We start from the raw sequence: 14720 nt of genomic DNA, 5'->3' as shown, positions 1-14720 counted from the left end.
AGAAAGTCGTAGCAACCATATCAGATACTGATATACTCCCGCGACTCCCTTTGTATCCACGATGATTGGACGTTCCATCAGCCATTACAAGGTCACCGGCCGCATCGGTGCGGGCGGCATGGGCGAGGTGTACCGGGCGCGTGACTCGCGCCTGGAGCGCGACGTCGCGCTCAAGGTGCTGCCCGACGTGTTCGCCGGGGATCCGGACCGCCTCATGCGCTTCGAGCGGGAGGCGCGCCTGCTCGCCTCGCTCAACCATGCCAACATCGCCACCATTCATGGCATCGAACAGGACGGCAACCATCGCGTGCTGGTGATGGAACTGGTGGAGGGCGAGGATCTGTCCGTGCGCCTGGCGAATGGGCCGATGCCGCTGGAAGAAGCACTGCAGGTTGCACGCCAGATCGCCGACGCGCTGGATGCCGCCCATGAGCAGGGCGTCGTCCACCGCGACCTCAAGCCCGCCAACATCGTCCTCACGCCCGACGGCAACGTGAAGGTGCTGGACTTCGGCCTCGCCAAGGCGGTGGAGGGCGACGCATCCAACTCCGGGCTTTCCCAATCCCCCACCGTGCTCGGCAACTCACCCACCGTGGCCGGGGTGATCCTGGGGACCGCGGCCTACATGAGTCCGGAACAGGCGCGCGGCAAGCGGGTGGACCGGCGCACGGACATCTTTGCCTTCGGCTGCGTGCTCTTCGAGATGCTCACCGGCCGTCAGACCTTCAGCGGCGAAACGGTGAGCGACACGCTGGCCGCGGTTCTGCGGGCGGAGCCGGAATGGGGCGCGCTCCCCACCGACACACCGTCCGCCATCGTCAAGCTCCTGCGCCGCTGTCTGAACAAGGACCCGAAACAGCGTCTGCGCGACATCGGCGAGGCACGCATCCTCATCGACGCGGTCATCCGCGGCGAAACAACCGAAGACGCTTCGGTTGCGACCGCCACACCAGCCGGACGACGCACGCGTCTCACGTGGATGCTCGCGGTCCTGCTCGTGTTGTGCGCCGCCGGCTGGTTGCTGACGGCGCTGCGCTCGGAGGGCGGAGGCGCGTCGCGTGCGATCACCGCGGCCATCAATGTGCCGCAGGACGCGCCGCTGAGTGTGTACGGCTCGCACCCGGGACCGCCCGCCATCTCTCCGGACGGTCGCATGGTGGCCTTCGCGGTTTCCGCGCCGTCGGGAGTCCTGCTCGGGGTGCGTGACCTGGCCCGCGACGAGATCCGAACCTTCACCGGCACCGACGACGCCGGGTATCCATTCTGGTCGCCCGACAGCCGGCAGATCGGCTTCTTTGCGGGCGGCAAGCTCAAGCGCGTGGACGTCACCGGCGGCGTGCCCGTGGTTCTCTGCACCGCCGAGGTGGGCAAGGGAGGAACCTGGCGCAGCGACGGCACCATCCTGTTTGCGCCCAGCTACACCTCGCCCATCCATCGCGTGTCCGCCGCCGGCGGGGAGTCGGTGGCGATTACCCAGTTGGATTCGACCCGCAGCGAATCGTCCCACCGCTTCCCGCGCTTTCTGCCCGACGAAGAGCACTTTCTCTACGTGGTGCGCCACTTCTCCGCCAACGACCAGGGGGGCCACGAACTGCGCGTGGCTTCCATCGACGGCAAGGAGTCGAAAGACCTGTTCGCCACCGAAACCGACGCCATGTACGCGAACGGATACATCTTCTTCGTGCGTGAAGGCGCGCTCATCGCCCAGTCGTTCGACGTCAAGAGCCTCACGATCACGGGCGATCCGGTGAAGCTCGCGGACGACGTGCAACTGCTCTCCGGCGCGGCGCACGGCGTCTTCGACGTGTCCCCCAGCGGCGTCATGGTGTACGGACACGGCAGCAACGCCAGCACGCGGCACCTGCTGCTGCTGGATGGCGCGGGACGGGCCCAGGGCGAGATCGGCGAGGGCGCGGAGTTCGACATTCCGGTGCAACTGTCCCCCGACGGCGCCACGGTTCTCACGGGGATCTTCAACTCGGTCGGCGGAACCGGCGACCTGTGGTTGATCGATCTGGCGCGCGGGGCCAGGACGCGCATGACCTTCGACCCGGGCCACGACAACGGCGGGCTGTGGTCGCCGGATGGCAGACGGATCGCATTCACCGCACAGCGCGGGGCGACCTTCGGGCCCTACCTGAAACCCATCGACGGCAGCGCCAACGAGACACGCCTGCTCGACAGCGGAACCGACCTGTTCAACGCGGGCTGGACGCCGGACGGGCGCTATCTCATGTGCCATGAACTCGGAAGCCGGACAGCCCAGGGGAAGCTGCGCGCGATACCGCTGATGGATGGCGCGCCGGATCCGTTGCAGGGCGTCACGATGCCGCCGTCGCTGGGCGGCGGGGCGGGGCTCTACCGCATCGCCTTCTCGCCCGACGCGCGCTGGATGGCGTACGAGTCGACGGAAGGCGGGCGCGAGAACATCTTCGCCATTCCCTTCGGGCGCGCCGGTCGGCGCTGGCAGATCACCCTCAACGGCGCCAACACACCGCGCTGGGCGGGCGAACACCTCTACTTCGTGCGTGAGCGGCGCCTGTGGAAGATCCCCGTCAAGCTGAACGAGAGCTCCCTCGAGATCGGAACCGAGTCCCGCGTGTACTCGGACCGCTGGGTGGACAGCTTCGACGTGTCCCGGGACGAAAGCCGCATCGTCATCCTCACCGGTGAGAATCAATCCATCGGCACCGGGCTGACCGTGGTGTTGAACTGGCCCGCGCTGCTCACATCCGGGAAGTAGCAGCGCGAGCGCGTCTCTCTTCATACCGGGCTTTTGATCCAACGATTTCTTACCTGGCGGATGCCTCCCCATCGCTGGCGACGGCCACGCCGCCGCGCTCGTTCACGAGCAACGTCATCGTTCTTTCCAGTTCCACGATGCGGCGCTCCAGTGCCGCGATGCGCGCATCCTTTTCGTCGGCGAGACGCTTGAGCCCCTGGATGGCGGCCAGCGCGACACCGTCCGCGTCCACCGTGCTGATGCGCTTTTCGTCTTCGCCCACAGCGAACGCCGCGCGGAAGTCCTGCGCCATGGGGCCGATGTGCCGGATGCCCTCGTCCTGCGCCTTGTAGTTCCACGTCGAGATCTCCATCGCGTCCAGGCGCTCGAGCACCGCGACACCGTCGACGAGCACGAAGTTCTCCTTGGCGTTGCGGTCGCTCAGTGGACTCCACGCGCCACCGCCCGCAGGCAGCACGACACCCGCGGTGGGATTCCCCCCGCCATCAATGGCGGAAACGAAGCGAACGCCGCCGGTGGCGCGCACCGCGAACTCATCGTGGGTGGCCGAGTTGAAGTCAAAGAGGTTGGCATCGGCGAACAGGAAGGTGCCGCCGTGGTTGTCCGCAATCATGGCGCGGCGCCCCGCGGCCACGCTGTAGGCGCCACCCGCATGGTTCTGCCCCCCACCGAGAACGGTCGACACGATGCCCGAGGCCGTGTTCTGTGCTCCCCCGATCACCGTCGAGTAGGAGTGTGAGGCCCGATTCTCCTGACCACCCACGACGACGGACCAGAGGCCGCTTGCCGTGTCGGCTACCCCACCCCCCACGAACGAGGCTCCTCCGCTGGCAAGGTTGTTCTCCCCACCAACGACTGCATCGGCATCCTGGCTCGCTCTGTTCCCACCCCCGCCCGCGATGGTGGCGTATACGCCACTCGCGGTGTTGCCACTCCCACCGCCGATGGTCGCCATGTTCGCGTTCGCGCTGTTTGCCCAGCCGCCGCCAACCGTTGCTCGTGAACCGGCGCTATTGTCATAACCGCCACCAATCGTGGCCAGGGTCTGCATGGCTTGATTCAGGTTCCCGCCACCGATGAAGCTGTAGTCCCCGGGGGACTGGTTGGACAGCCCGCCCACGACGATTGAGTACGCCCCCGACGCCTTGTTCTGGAAACCGCCTCCCACAACGGCGTAGTGCTTGTCGTCGGCGGTTCCGGCGTTGTCCCCCGCCGCGTTGTTCGAGCCACCACCGATGAAGCACCAGTCGTCGGTGATCTGGTTGAAGCTGACACCGTCCCCCCCACCTCCCGCGATAGTCGCGCCCACCGCACCACCGATGACGCGATTCACGCGATAACCGCCAATGAGGTTCGGAGTGAGGCCGCGGGGCTCAATCAGATAAGCCCGCTCGCCGTTTACCCTGGTCTCGAGATTGGTGGCGTCCGTGGTGCCCATGAAGTGCGTACCAGGCGTCGTCCCCGCATTGCCCGTCAGGTTCCAGCCCGGCGTCACCGGGCCCCCCGCCGCAGAAACGACGATGCTGTCATTGGCAGTAGTGATCGTTACGTTCGCGCCCGCCGCCAGCGTCACGTCGTCGGTGAGCGCGTTAAGACTGCGCACCACCGTGCCGGCGGAAATCTTGTTCGCCGTGATGACGCTGTCCTCCACACCGCGCGCGTTCAAGCTGTACGCCGAGGCCGTGAGTTCCCGGCGAGGCGTAAATTCCGCGCCGCCGTCCACGGCAACACCCAACCAGCAAGCGGTGTCGAACGGTATGGTGAGCGGGTTCACCGCGCCGAGAATGGCCGAGAAGATGCCGCCGGCCACGCCGACCGACTGCGTCTCCGTCCAAACCGCGGTCCCGCCGCTCGCAACTGTATAGATGTTGAAGGTGATGTCGTAGCTGCCGTCGAGTACGGGCGTGCCCGCGCCATCCGTGAGCACACCCTGGTAGCTGATCGTCTCCGGCACCTGCCCATGAGCGGCCGCCGCCGTCAGGACCATCAGCGCGATCGTGATAATTGTGAACCTTTTCATGGTCTTCCTCCAATCGGAAGGGGGGCTTCCGCTACTTCATTACGACCATTTTCCTGGTGATTACCTTCTTCCCCGCTTGCAGGCGGTAGAAGTACACGCCGCTGCTCACGGCCTCACCCCGCGCATCCCGGCCATTCCACGTCACGGTGTGCGGGCCGTAACGCGCCGGCTCGTCGACGAGCGTGACAATGCGGTCACCGCGAACGCCATACACGGAGAGAACGACGTGTTCATCTGCGGGGAGGTAGTAGTCGATGCGGGTGGTCGGATTGAACGGATTGGGGTGGTTCTGTTCGAGCGTCACCTCGCGGCGCGGCATCAACACGGCCTGCGCCGGTGAGAAGAATTCTCCATCCCGGTCGACCGCGCCCAGCCGATACCAGTACTTCCTCCCGGGACGAGCCCCTTCGTCGAGGAAGGACGTGGTCCCGGGTGGGAGAAGTGCCTGGTCGTTCAGCGGCTTGTAACCGGTCTCTGATTCCGGAGACCGGTAGACATTGAAACCCCGGAGGCCGTCGGCACTGGTGATCTGCCAGTTGATTTCAACGCCCCGGGCCGTCAGGGTGGCCGCGAACGACGCAATCAGAACCGCCGAGGTGGGCCCGATCCGCAGCAGATCAGGGGCATACCAGAAGCCGGCCCGGTGGACGCCGCCCGGTGCGGTCATCGCTCCCACGGCCGACTGGCCCACCGTATCCTGCAGGTAGTGCGATCCACCGAGGGCGTTGCCGCCCCCGGAACCGAAGACGGCCGGGGGTGGCTCCGGAACCTGAGCAATGACATTCGGCGGCAGAACCACTGGCAATAACGCGGCAATGAAGAGACTGGTGAGGAGCTTCATACGTTCCTCCAATCACCTGTCGGATGCAGGCGCATCGATAAGAGTAAATCGAAGAATCTACGCGTGAGGCCGGGGACCCCGGGTCAGGCTCCCCGGTTCACCTGTTGGACAAACCATACTCCGGAGAATCACAGCCAAAAGTCTCTATTTTGGCAAGAGGCCGTGGGCACAACGCAAAACAAGACGGGCGCGAAGCAATTGCTCCGCGCCCGTCCTGTTTGTCTGCGCACCCGGAATGCGTCAGTCGTGCTTGTGGTGGTCCACGGTGAGGATCTTGTAATAGCACCAGCCCGCCAGACCCCACACGAAGACCAACGATCCTATCATTGCACTCCATCCAAGCGTCGTCATGATTCCCCTCTCAGTCCTTCGGCGGCTCGCGGCCGTCGATGTCCAGACCCGCCGCACGCCAGCGCTTCTCGCCGATGCGCGTTACGATCACCAGCGCCACCGTCACCCCCGCGATGAGCGCCATCGCCCCCTGGCGCAGCGGCTCTTCGGCAACCGAGCCCATCCACGCGGGCAGGTTCTGCCAGCAGAACGCGCCGAACACGACCAGCAGGTAGGTGGGTGTCACGTACTTCATGATGAAGCGGTAGAAGCGCGGAATCTTGAAGTGCGCGCCGTGGTGCGCCTCGGCGAGTCCCTTGTCCACACCGAACACCCAACTGAAGACGATGATCTGCACCATGGCTAGGATGAAGATGAGGAACGTGCCCACCCAGTCGTCGATGGTGGACCAGAAGATCCCGCCCGCGCTGAAGTACATCACCAGGAACGAACCCACCAGGCAGAAGCACACCAGCAGCATGGTGGCCTTCTTGCGCGTCCAGCCCAGCGCTTCCATGAGAAATGCCAGCGTCGGCTGGTACATGGAAATGGAGCTGGTGATGGCGGCCAGGAACAGCATGAAAAACCAGATAGCACCGATGGTGTTGCCGGCGCCGCCCATGTGCGAGAACACCACCGGCAGCGTGGTGAACCCCAGCCCGAACGTACCGCCCTGCACGGCGCCGATCATGTTGGACGTGCCCAGAAAGATGAACGCGGCGGTAATGGTAATGAGACCGCCGAAGCCCACCTCGAACAGCTCGTTGGTGGCCGAGGCGGTGAGTCCGGAGAGCACCACGTCGCTCTTTTTCTTCATGTACGACGCGTAGTTGATGATGACGCCGAAACCCACCGAGAGGCTGAAGAAAATCTGACCCGCCGCCGCCAGCCACGTCTGCGGGTTGGTGAGGGCGGATAGATTGGGGTTCCACAGGTAGCCGAGTCCGTTCACCACGCTCTGCTCCGGGTTGGCCGCGTCGGGCGTGCCCAGGGTGAGCACGCGTATCAGCACGATGATGGCCAGCACCGCCATGGTGGGCATGGCGAGGTTCACGAACTTCTCGATGCCGCGGGTGATGCCGCGGAACACCAGCCAGATGTTGATGGCAAACGTCACTGCCCAGAACACGAAGGTCCCGATGGACCCGCCGGCGATGACACCGTTATGTTCACGCCCCGTGAAGACGGTGTAGAACTCGACCGCGCGTGCGGTCTGCTCGGTCACCGGTGCCGCAGCGTCGATGCCGATGCCGCCCTTGAGATAGTGGAAGAAGTACCCGAGGCACCACGCCTCGATATACGTGTAGTAGAACGACACCGCCAGCGGGATGAGAATGCCGATAACGCCCAGGTAGCGCGCCACCGACCCCTTCCCGAACGCACCCAGAATGGACGGCGACGAGTGCAACCCCTTGCGGCCGCCGTAGCGGCCCATGGTCCACTCCGCCCAGCCGATGGGGATACCCAGCAGGAGCAGCGCGCAGAAGTACGGAATCATGAAGGCGCCGCCGCCGTTGGAAACCGCCTGCCCCGGGAAGCGCAGGAAGTTCCCCAGACCTACCGCGGACCCGGAGACGGCCAGGATGACGCCCAGCTTGGACGCCCACTCCTCCTTCGCCACCGGCATCTTCTTCTTTGCATTTTCTTTCGCCATAGTCCCCACCACGGTTCGAGAACACGAACGCACGCGCACGGGCGTGCAGGAAAAGAACTTGAGCGTGGATGGTATCGGGGTGCCGGGGGCCGGTCAACCGCGACTTTCAGCCGCCACGCCGCCGCCGGCGCGCGCGGGGCCGATGGAAGACGGTTCCCGTCTCGCCACCGGAGAGCGGCCACGACGCCGGATCCACCCGGTAGAACGCACTGAGTTCGTCGTACAGCGCCGTATACTCGCGGCGCAGCGCGAGCGGGCGCTCAAAGAAGCTCTCGGTCACCACGGCGAAGAACTCGGCAGCGTCACCCGCGCCGTACGCGTCCACCAGCGTGCGCCGGTTCGACATGGTGGCACGCTCGAAACGCGCGTATGCCTCGGAGAACACGCTTCGCCACGTATCGCGGCGCGCGCGGTCGGGCAGGCGCGGCATGCCGTCCATGGCGCCGTTCTCCAGATCCAGCTGGTGGGCGAACTCGTGCAGCACCAGGTTGTAGCCCGCTCTGCCGGTGGACGTGTAGTCCACGATGTCCTCCCACGAGAGGATGACCACGCCCACGTCCCACGACTCCCCCGAGCGGTCCTCGGTGTACTCGCTCACGATCTGCTGGTGCTCGTCCGGCTCCACCATGTCTGCGTAGAACATCGAAGGGTACACCAGGATGGTGATGAGATCCGGGAAGCAGTCGGTCTCCCGGTTGAGGATAAGCAGGCACGCCTGCCCGGCGATGGTCACGCGGATCTCATCGGTGATCTCGAGGCCGTTGCACCCTTCGAAAGTCTTCTCGGCCAGAAAGATGTGCACGTGGCCGTGCAACTGGTTGCGCAAATCTCCGGGCAGCCGGCGGTAGGCGGGCGCGTTGGCGGCGAGGATGCGTGCCCAATCCTCCGGGAACGGGAGTGCGGCGAGCCTCGCGCGCCGTCGTCGTTTCAGGAAGCCCAGCATGTTTTTACTATAGCACGGAGCGGCTTGCGCCCGGCGGGGGCGGCACCTATACTCCGCGCCAATTCCCGTCGCTCGTCTCGACACCCGGAGGAACCCCGCATGCGCTTTGCTCTTGTCAGCCTGCTCGTCCTGTTCGCCGCCGGCGCCGCGCAGGCCCGCACCCTGGTGCACGCCGGCACGCTGATCGACGGCGTCTCCAACACGCCGCGCTCCCATGTCACCATTGTCATCGAGGAGGGGCGCATCACCGACGTCGCATCCGGCTTCATTCCCGCCGGGTCCGGAGACGAGTTGATCGACCTCTCCGCACAGACCGTGCTGCCGGGTCTCATGGACATGCACGTGCACCTCACCGGCGAGTTGTCGCGCACGTCATATCTTGACGAAGTGGTCCTCAATCCTACTGACAACGTGCTCAAGGCGGCGTACTACGGGCGCATCACGCTTCTCGCGGGATTCACGACGGTACGCAACGTGGGCGACGACGGCATGTCGACGGTGTCGCTGCGCAACGCCATCCGCGCCGGCAAGGCGGTGGGTCCGCGCATCTACACCGCGGGCAAGGCCATCGCCACCACCGGCGGCCACGCCGACCCCACCGCCGGCTGGTGCGAGGCGCTGCAGGGCGACCCCGGTCCGCGCGAGGGTGTCATCGACTCGCCCGACCAGGCACGCAAGGCGGTGCGCGAGCGCTACAAGGACGGCGCCGACATGATCAAGATCACCGCCACCGGCGGCGTGCTGAGCATGGCCAGAAGCGGCGACAACCCCCAGTTCACCGACGCGGAACTCGACGCCCTCATCGCGTCCGCGAACGACTACGGGTTCCCGGTGGCGGCGCACGCGCACGGCGACGCGGGCATGCTGCGCGCGGTGCGCGCCGGCGTTTCGTCCGTCGAACACGGAACCTACATGACCGACGAGATCATGGCGCTCATGAAGAAGAAGGGTACCTGGTACGTTCCCACACTGCTCGCGGGTGTGACCGTGGCCGAGATGGCCGAGCTGGAGGACTTCCTCCCCCCCATCGTGCGCCCCAAGGCGCGCCGCATCGGGCCGCAGGTGCAGGACACCTTTGCGCGCGCCTATCAGGCCGGCGTGCCCATTGCGTTCGGAACTGACAGCGGTGTTTCACCGCACGGGCAGAACGCGCACGAGTTCGAGCTGATGGTGGCGGGCGGCATGCCCGCCATGAAGGCCATCCAGTCCGCCACCATGTCCGGCGCGAAACTCCTGCGCGCGGAGAAGGACCTGGGCAGCGTGGAAAAGGGGAAGGTTGCGGACCTGGTGGCGGTGGACGGCGACCCGCTGGCCAACATCTCCCTGTTGCGCGACATTCGCTTCGTCATGAAGGACGGCGTGGTCTACAAGCAGAACGGCGCGGCGCTGGCGCGATAGGCCGGCGGGCGCGGGACTAGTCGGTCGTCTCGACCGGTGTGGCGGCGAGTGGCAAGTGGCGGTCAATGACTTCGGCCACGAGTTCCTTGCGGATCGGCTTGGCCACGAAGTCATCCATGCCGGCTTCGAAGCACTTCTCACGGTCGCCGGCCAGCGCGTGGGCGGTCATGGCAACCACAGTGGTATGCCCGCCGGAACCCGATTCGCGCCGGCGGATCTCGCGCGTGGCCTCGTAGCCGTCCATCTCCGGCATCTGGCAGTCCATGAGCACGAGGTCATAGTCGACCGCCTTGAGCTTATCCAGCGCTTCCCGCCCGTTGTTGACCACGTCCACCGTGCAACCCAGCACCTCCAGCATGCGCGCAGCCGCGCGCTGGTTCACCATGTTGTCCTCGGCGACCAGCACGTGTCCGCGCGTGGGTGCCTGCACCGACGCCGCTTCGTGCGCGATGGATTCTGAAATCGTGTGGCGCGTGACGAACACTTCGCGCACGCCCCGCTGTTTGACACTCCACACCGCGGAGAGCACGTCGGCGAGCTGCGACGGGCGCGACGGACGCGTGAGGTAGGCGTCGAAGCCCACCGCGCGCAGCCGCTCCGCCTCGCCCTGCTCGCCCAGCGTGGTCAACATCACCAGCACGATCCCGCGCAGCGACGCGTCACTCTTCACAATGGTGGCGAGCGCCTCCACGGTCATGTCGGGGACGTCGTAGGCCACCACCGCGATGCCGTAGGGATCGCCGTCCTGCACCGCTGCGTGGAGTTCGGAGACCGCCGCGGCACCCGTGTCCAGCCCCACCGCGCGCGCGCCGCACACGTTGATCTGTTCGGTGAGCACCGCGCGCACCTTGTCGTGGCGGTGCAGCAGGAGCACGCGCACACCCTCCAGGCCTCCGCTGAGCGGAGCATCCACCGGCGACTCGAGGTCGAGGGGAAGGCTGAGCGTAAACGAGAAAGTGGATCCCACGCCCACCACGCTTTCCACCGCAATCTCGCCACCCATCAGTTCCACCAGCTGCCGCGATATCGCCAGACCCAGGCCGGTTCCGCCGTAGCGCCGGGTGATGGAACCGTCCGCCTGGGTGAACTTCTCGAATACCGATCCTATCTTTTCCTCTTCGATACCGATGCCGGTGTCCTCCACCGAAATGCACAGCCGCACGCCCTTGTCGTCGCCGCCCAGCCGGTCCACATTGATGAACACGTGTCCCTCGTGGGTGAACTTGATGGCGTTGCCCACCAGATTCATGAGTACCTGGCGGATGCGTCCCGCGTCTCCGATGAGCCGTCGTGGCACGTCGGGCGCGTAGCGCACGATCATCTCGATTCCCATCGCGTCGGTCTTCTCCCGGACGAGCGCGACGACTTCGTCAATAGCGGCGCTCAGGTCGAAGGCCAGCGGATCGATGGTGAGCCGCCCGGCTTCGATGCGCGAGAAGTCCAGAATGTCGTTGATGATGGCGAGCAGCGCCTCCCCCGAAGACTGGATGATTCGCACGTACTCGCGCTGTTCCTCGGAGAGGTCCATGTCGAGCAACAACCCGGTCATGCCCAGCACGCCGGTCATCGGGGTGCGCACCTCGTGGCTCATGTTGGCAAGAAACTCGCTCTTGGCGCGGTTGGCCGACTCCGCGCTCTCCTTGGCGCGCACCAGCGCCTCCTGCGAACGGCGCAGCACTTCGAGATCTGTGATGTCCTGCAGCATGAGGATGGTCTCGTCCACGCGGTTGTCGGGAGACTTGATGGGCAGCGCGGTGGCGTAGATGTGGCGCGCCACCCCGTCCACGTCGAGGCGGATTTCGCGGTGCGAAACGGTGGCGGTGGCGAGTGAGCGCGCAGTGGGACACTCCGCGCATACGGTGCGCGACCCACACAGCAGTTCGTTGCACGAGGCGCGGTGCCCCGGTTGCACGCTCTGCAGTCCTCCGAACCATGTCCGGCACACGTTGTTGAGCCAGCTCACGCACAGTCCGGCGTCGAACACGATGAAGCCGGCGTCGGTGTGGTTGACCAGCGCGGAGAGCTTCTGCCGTTCCCGTTCGAGGAAGCGGATCTGCCGGTCCTGGGTCTGGAACCAGCGCTCGAGTTCCTCGACGCGACGCTTGAGCGCAGCGGCTGCGCTGGGCTTGCGGGGGCGGGCGGTTGCGGTCTTCTTGGTCAAGGGGGCTCCCGAAGCGGTCAGGAACCGCGCTGCGCCTGGTAGTGATCGGCCAGCCAGTCCGCGACCGCGCGGACTTCCGATTCGGTGGAAACGTCGAACGCGTCGAGATCGTGGCTGTCGATGTCGATCTGCGCGAAGATCCTGTCGCCCTTGCGGATCAGCACCACCAGTTCGGAGCGCGTGGCGCTGGAGCAGGCCAGGTAGTTGGGCTCCTTGCTGACGTCGGGCACGTTCTTGTCGCGTCCCTCCGCCACCGCGCTGCCGCACACGCCCTGTCCCACCGAGATGAACACATGATCGGTGGGCGAGCCGATGAAGGGCCCCAGGCGCAGCGTGTTGTCCGGGAACAGCTCGTAGATCCCGGTCCAGTGGAAGCGGGGGTTGGCGTTGTGGAGCAGATCCACTGTGCTCGAGAGGATGGAGTCGAAACCCACCCCGGACGCGATCAGTTCGTCCAGTTTCTGGCAGATTTGGGCTCCGTCCAGGCTGGTCCGGGACATGGAAAACCTCCGTAAGTGGCTGATTCACAAAAGGATTCGGCCACGGGCCTGCGAATGTCGGGTGTGCCTCTGGCCGGACCCGCAAACCCCGTGCCAGCCATGGGGATAGCGGGTATGCGGATCCTGGGGGGGCGGCGGCGGGTCTACGCGGGGCGCGTTCCCACCGCGGTGTGGAAACGGCGGGAGAATGTGATGGGACCGGGAAAGCGGGCCGCGAGAGCTCGCAGCGCGTCGGCGCGCAGGCGGGACCACGCGGCGGGGGAGAGCAGCATGCGCAGCGCGCGCCCGGTGGCAGAAACCTCGCGGGTCACGACATATTCGTCCGCGCTCAGCGCGCATTCGACGTGATGGTCGCGGCTGGTGATCGCTTCGAATCCGGCCGCGCCGAGCAGGTCCGCCAACGAACCCGCGCGCGCAAAACGGCCGTCTCCCGGCAACGTCTCGCGCACCGCCGAGTCCACGCGCGCCGCGTCGATGAATGTGCGCACGATGCGCGACCACTCGCTCGCCGCATCGTCGTCCGCGGGGTACCATGCGCTCAACCCGACCTTCCCCCCGGGGCGCAGGACGCGCTTCATCTCCAGCGCCGCGACGTCGGCATCATCGACGTGGGTCATGACGAAGGCGGAGGTGGCCGCGTCGAATGTACCGGAGGAAAAAGGTAACGACGGCAACATCGCGACCACGCAGTCGCCGAGCCCGTCACGGCGCGCTTCGCGCAGCATGCCGATCGAGGCGTCGGCAAGGGTTACGCCGGCTCCGCGCGCGGCGCACGCGCGCGCAACCGAACCGGGACCGGCGCCCACGTCGAGGACGCGATCCCCTGGCGACGGCGCCACCCGCGCGGCCAGAATCCGCCCGGGCTCGGCGAAGAGCCGCGGCAGGCTGACCCGATGGTACTCGCCCGCGACGTCGTCGTAGATGCGCGCGCGCTTCAGATCGGGCTCAGCGGGATCCACCGGCGCCTCCATCGCTCAGCAACGCCTCCACGGCCCGCCGGACGTCCTTCACGTCAATTTCACCAGTCCAGCGCCGCGTAATGGTGCCGTTCCGATCGACGAGATACACCGTGGAGAGCACCTTAACGTGATATGCCTCCCAGGCCGGGGACTCTTCCCGGTCGACGGCAATGGGATAGGTGACGGGGTGCTGCTCGAGAAACTTTTTGACCTTCTTGTTCCGGTCCTTGCCGGTATCAGTGGAGATGCCAATGACGGCAACACCGCGGGCGCTGAAGTCGCGGTACAACGCGTCCAGCTCCGGCATCGATTTGACGCAGGGTTTGCAGAAGGTGGCCCAGAAGTCGATGACCGTCACCTTCCCCGAAGCGCCGGGCGTCAACGCCGCGCCGGTGGTGGAGGTCAGGGTGATCTTCGGGGAGGGGCCCGGTGTGAAGACGTACGCCGCCGGGTCTTCGTCGAATGCCTCCGCGCACTGCTTCGCACAGAAGGAGAAGATCTGTCCCTCGTACTCGCGCGTCGCCGCGACGCCGTGAGACTCTGTCTCACCGCTGAGTGCACACACCGGGCACAGCTCGCCCGTCTCCGAGCCCGCCGCCACCGGCGCGAGCATCAGCGCCACGAGCAGCGCAACGATGGCAATCTTCATTAGAAACCTCCCGCGACCGCGATGCCGAAGGTGTCCATCCACACCGCAATCAGACTGATGCCAAAATTGTCGCCAAACCAGTTCCCCATGAGATGGGACCGTTCTCCATCATACATGTAGCGCGCGGAGAATCCACGCCAGATGAACCACTCGGCGCCGAAAGGAACGTTGAAGCCATCGTCCCACTCCGAGTAATTGAGGCTCCCGTATGCCGATAGCGGTACGCGCGGCAATACCTTGGAAGCGGTGAGGTAGTACGACTGCGTGCCCTTCGGCGAACCGATGCGGTCCGAACTGGTGCCCAGGAAGAACGCAGGCCTTCTATGGTCCTCGGTGAGCAGGAACACGGTGGCCAGCGGATCTACTTCGTCCACCAGCGGATTGTACTCCACGCCGATCTGCACCCGCGGATGCACGCGGTAGTTGGCGGTGAAGCGCCAGCGCGGGCGCTCCTGCCCCGTGTCCACGAAACGCGCCGAGAAGGTCCAGGTGGTTTGAATGCCGCTCCCCCGGAGCGGCGCG

11 protein-coding genes are annotated in these 14720 nt (G+C 65.8%); 2 read left to right on the top strand and 9 right to left on the bottom strand.

Features of this window, described 5'->3' with window-relative positions:
• The first annotated feature begins 61 nt into the window (after positions 1-61).
• A complete protein-coding gene (locus OEX18_00705; protein ID MDH4335783.1) occupies positions 62-2743 on the top strand; it encodes a serine/threonine-protein kinase in 2682 nt (893 codons plus the stop codon).
• Positions 2744-2792: 49 nt separating this feature from the next.
• On the opposite strand, the gene OEX18_00700 is transcribed toward OEX18_00705, so the two are convergent.
• From OEX18_00700 to OEX18_00685, 4 genes are all read right to left on the bottom strand, one after another.
• On the bottom strand, positions 2793-4763 hold the full coding sequence (locus OEX18_00700; GenBank protein ID MDH4335782.1) for a tail fiber domain-containing protein: 1971 nt from the start codon (positions 4761-4763) through the stop codon (positions 2793-2795).
• 31 nt (positions 4764-4794) lie between these two features.
• Positions 4795-5604 carry a T9SS type A sorting domain-containing protein gene (locus OEX18_00695; GenBank protein ID MDH4335781.1) on the bottom strand — a complete coding sequence of 270 codons (810 nt, stop codon included), beginning with the start codon at positions 5602-5604 and terminating at the stop codon, positions 4795-4797.
• A gap of 361 nt (positions 5605-5965) precedes the next feature.
• On the bottom strand, positions 5966-7588 hold the full coding sequence (locus tag OEX18_00690) for a sodium-dependent transporter (GenBank protein MDH4335780.1): 1623 nt from the start codon (positions 7586-7588) through the stop codon (positions 5966-5968).
• A gap of 106 nt (positions 7589-7694) precedes the next feature.
• Positions 7695-8531 carry a zinc-dependent peptidase gene (locus OEX18_00685; protein ID MDH4335779.1) on the bottom strand — a complete coding sequence of 279 codons (837 nt, stop codon included), beginning with the start codon at positions 8529-8531 and terminating at the stop codon, positions 7695-7697.
• A 99-nt stretch (positions 8532-8630) separates the two neighbouring features.
• On the opposite strand from OEX18_00685, the gene OEX18_00680 reads away from it, so the two are divergent.
• The gene (locus tag OEX18_00680) at positions 8631-9929 is read left to right on the top strand and encodes an amidohydrolase family protein (GenBank protein ID MDH4335778.1); all 1299 of its coding nucleotides are present in this window, start codon (positions 8631-8633) and stop codon (positions 9927-9929) included.
• 16 nt (positions 9930-9945) lie between these two features.
• Here OEX18_00680 and OEX18_00675 read toward each other — a convergent pair whose 3' ends face one another.
• The 5 genes from OEX18_00675 to OEX18_00655 form a co-directional block, all read right to left on the bottom strand.
• Positions 9946-12090, bottom strand: coding sequence for an ATP-binding protein (locus OEX18_00675; GenBank protein ID MDH4335777.1), 2145 nt, complete (start codon positions 12088-12090; stop codon positions 9946-9948).
• Between the two features lie 17 nt (positions 12091-12107).
• Complete coding sequence (locus OEX18_00670) at positions 12108-12590, bottom strand: GAF domain-containing protein (GenBank protein MDH4335776.1); 483 nt, start codon at positions 12588-12590, stop codon at positions 12108-12110.
• 143 nt (positions 12591-12733) lie between these two features.
• Positions 12734-13549, bottom strand: a complete 816-nt coding sequence (locus OEX18_00665) for a methyltransferase domain-containing protein (GenBank protein MDH4335775.1) — start codon at positions 13547-13549, stop codon at positions 12734-12736.
• Positions 13536-14198, bottom strand: coding sequence for a redoxin domain-containing protein (locus OEX18_00660; GenBank protein MDH4335774.1), 663 nt, complete (start codon positions 14196-14198; stop codon positions 13536-13538). The genes OEX18_00665 and OEX18_00660 overlap by 14 nt, the downstream gene beginning before the upstream one ends.
• On the bottom strand, positions 14198-14665 hold the full coding sequence (locus tag OEX18_00655) for a hypothetical protein (GenBank protein MDH4335773.1): 468 nt from the start codon (positions 14663-14665) through the stop codon (positions 14198-14200). The genes OEX18_00660 and OEX18_00655 overlap by 1 nt, the downstream gene beginning before the upstream one ends.
• Between the last annotated feature and the right edge of the window lie 55 nt (positions 14666-14720).

Source organism: Candidatus Krumholzibacteriia bacterium, assembly GCA_029865265.1.
Classification (GTDB): domain Bacteria; phylum Krumholzibacteriota; class Krumholzibacteriia; order WVZY01; family JAKEHA01; genus JAKEHA01.
This window is presented reverse-complemented; position numbering and strand designations above follow the sequence as displayed.

Bases quoted from the DNA above. Each gene is read 5' to 3' on its own strand.
- OEX18_00705 (MDH4335783.1), top strand. From the start codon at position 62: ATGATTGGACGTTCCATCAGCCATTACAAGGTCACCGGCCGCATCGGT.
- OEX18_00700 (MDH4335782.1), bottom strand. From the start codon at position 4,763: ATGAAAAGGTTCACAATTATCACGATCGCGCTGATGGTCCTGACGGCG.
- OEX18_00695 (MDH4335781.1), bottom strand. From the start codon at position 5,604: ATGAAGCTCCTCACCAGTCTCTTCATTGCCGCGTTATTGCCAGTGGTT.
- OEX18_00690 (MDH4335780.1), bottom strand. From the start codon at position 7,588: ATGGCGAAAGAAAATGCAAAGAAGAAGATGCCGGTGGCGAAGGAGGAG.
- OEX18_00685 (MDH4335779.1), bottom strand. From the start codon at position 8,531: ATGCTGGGCTTCCTGAAACGACGACGGCGCGCGAGGCTCGCCGCACTC.
- OEX18_00680 (MDH4335778.1), top strand. From the start codon at position 8,631: ATGCGCTTTGCTCTTGTCAGCCTGCTCGTCCTGTTCGCCGCCGGCGCC.
- OEX18_00670 (MDH4335776.1), bottom strand. From the start codon at position 12,590: ATGTCCCGGACCAGCCTGGACGGAGCCCAAATCTGCCAGAAACTGGAC.
- OEX18_00660 (MDH4335774.1), bottom strand. From the start codon at position 14,198: ATGAAGATTGCCATCGTTGCGCTGCTCGTGGCGCTGATGCTCGCGCCG.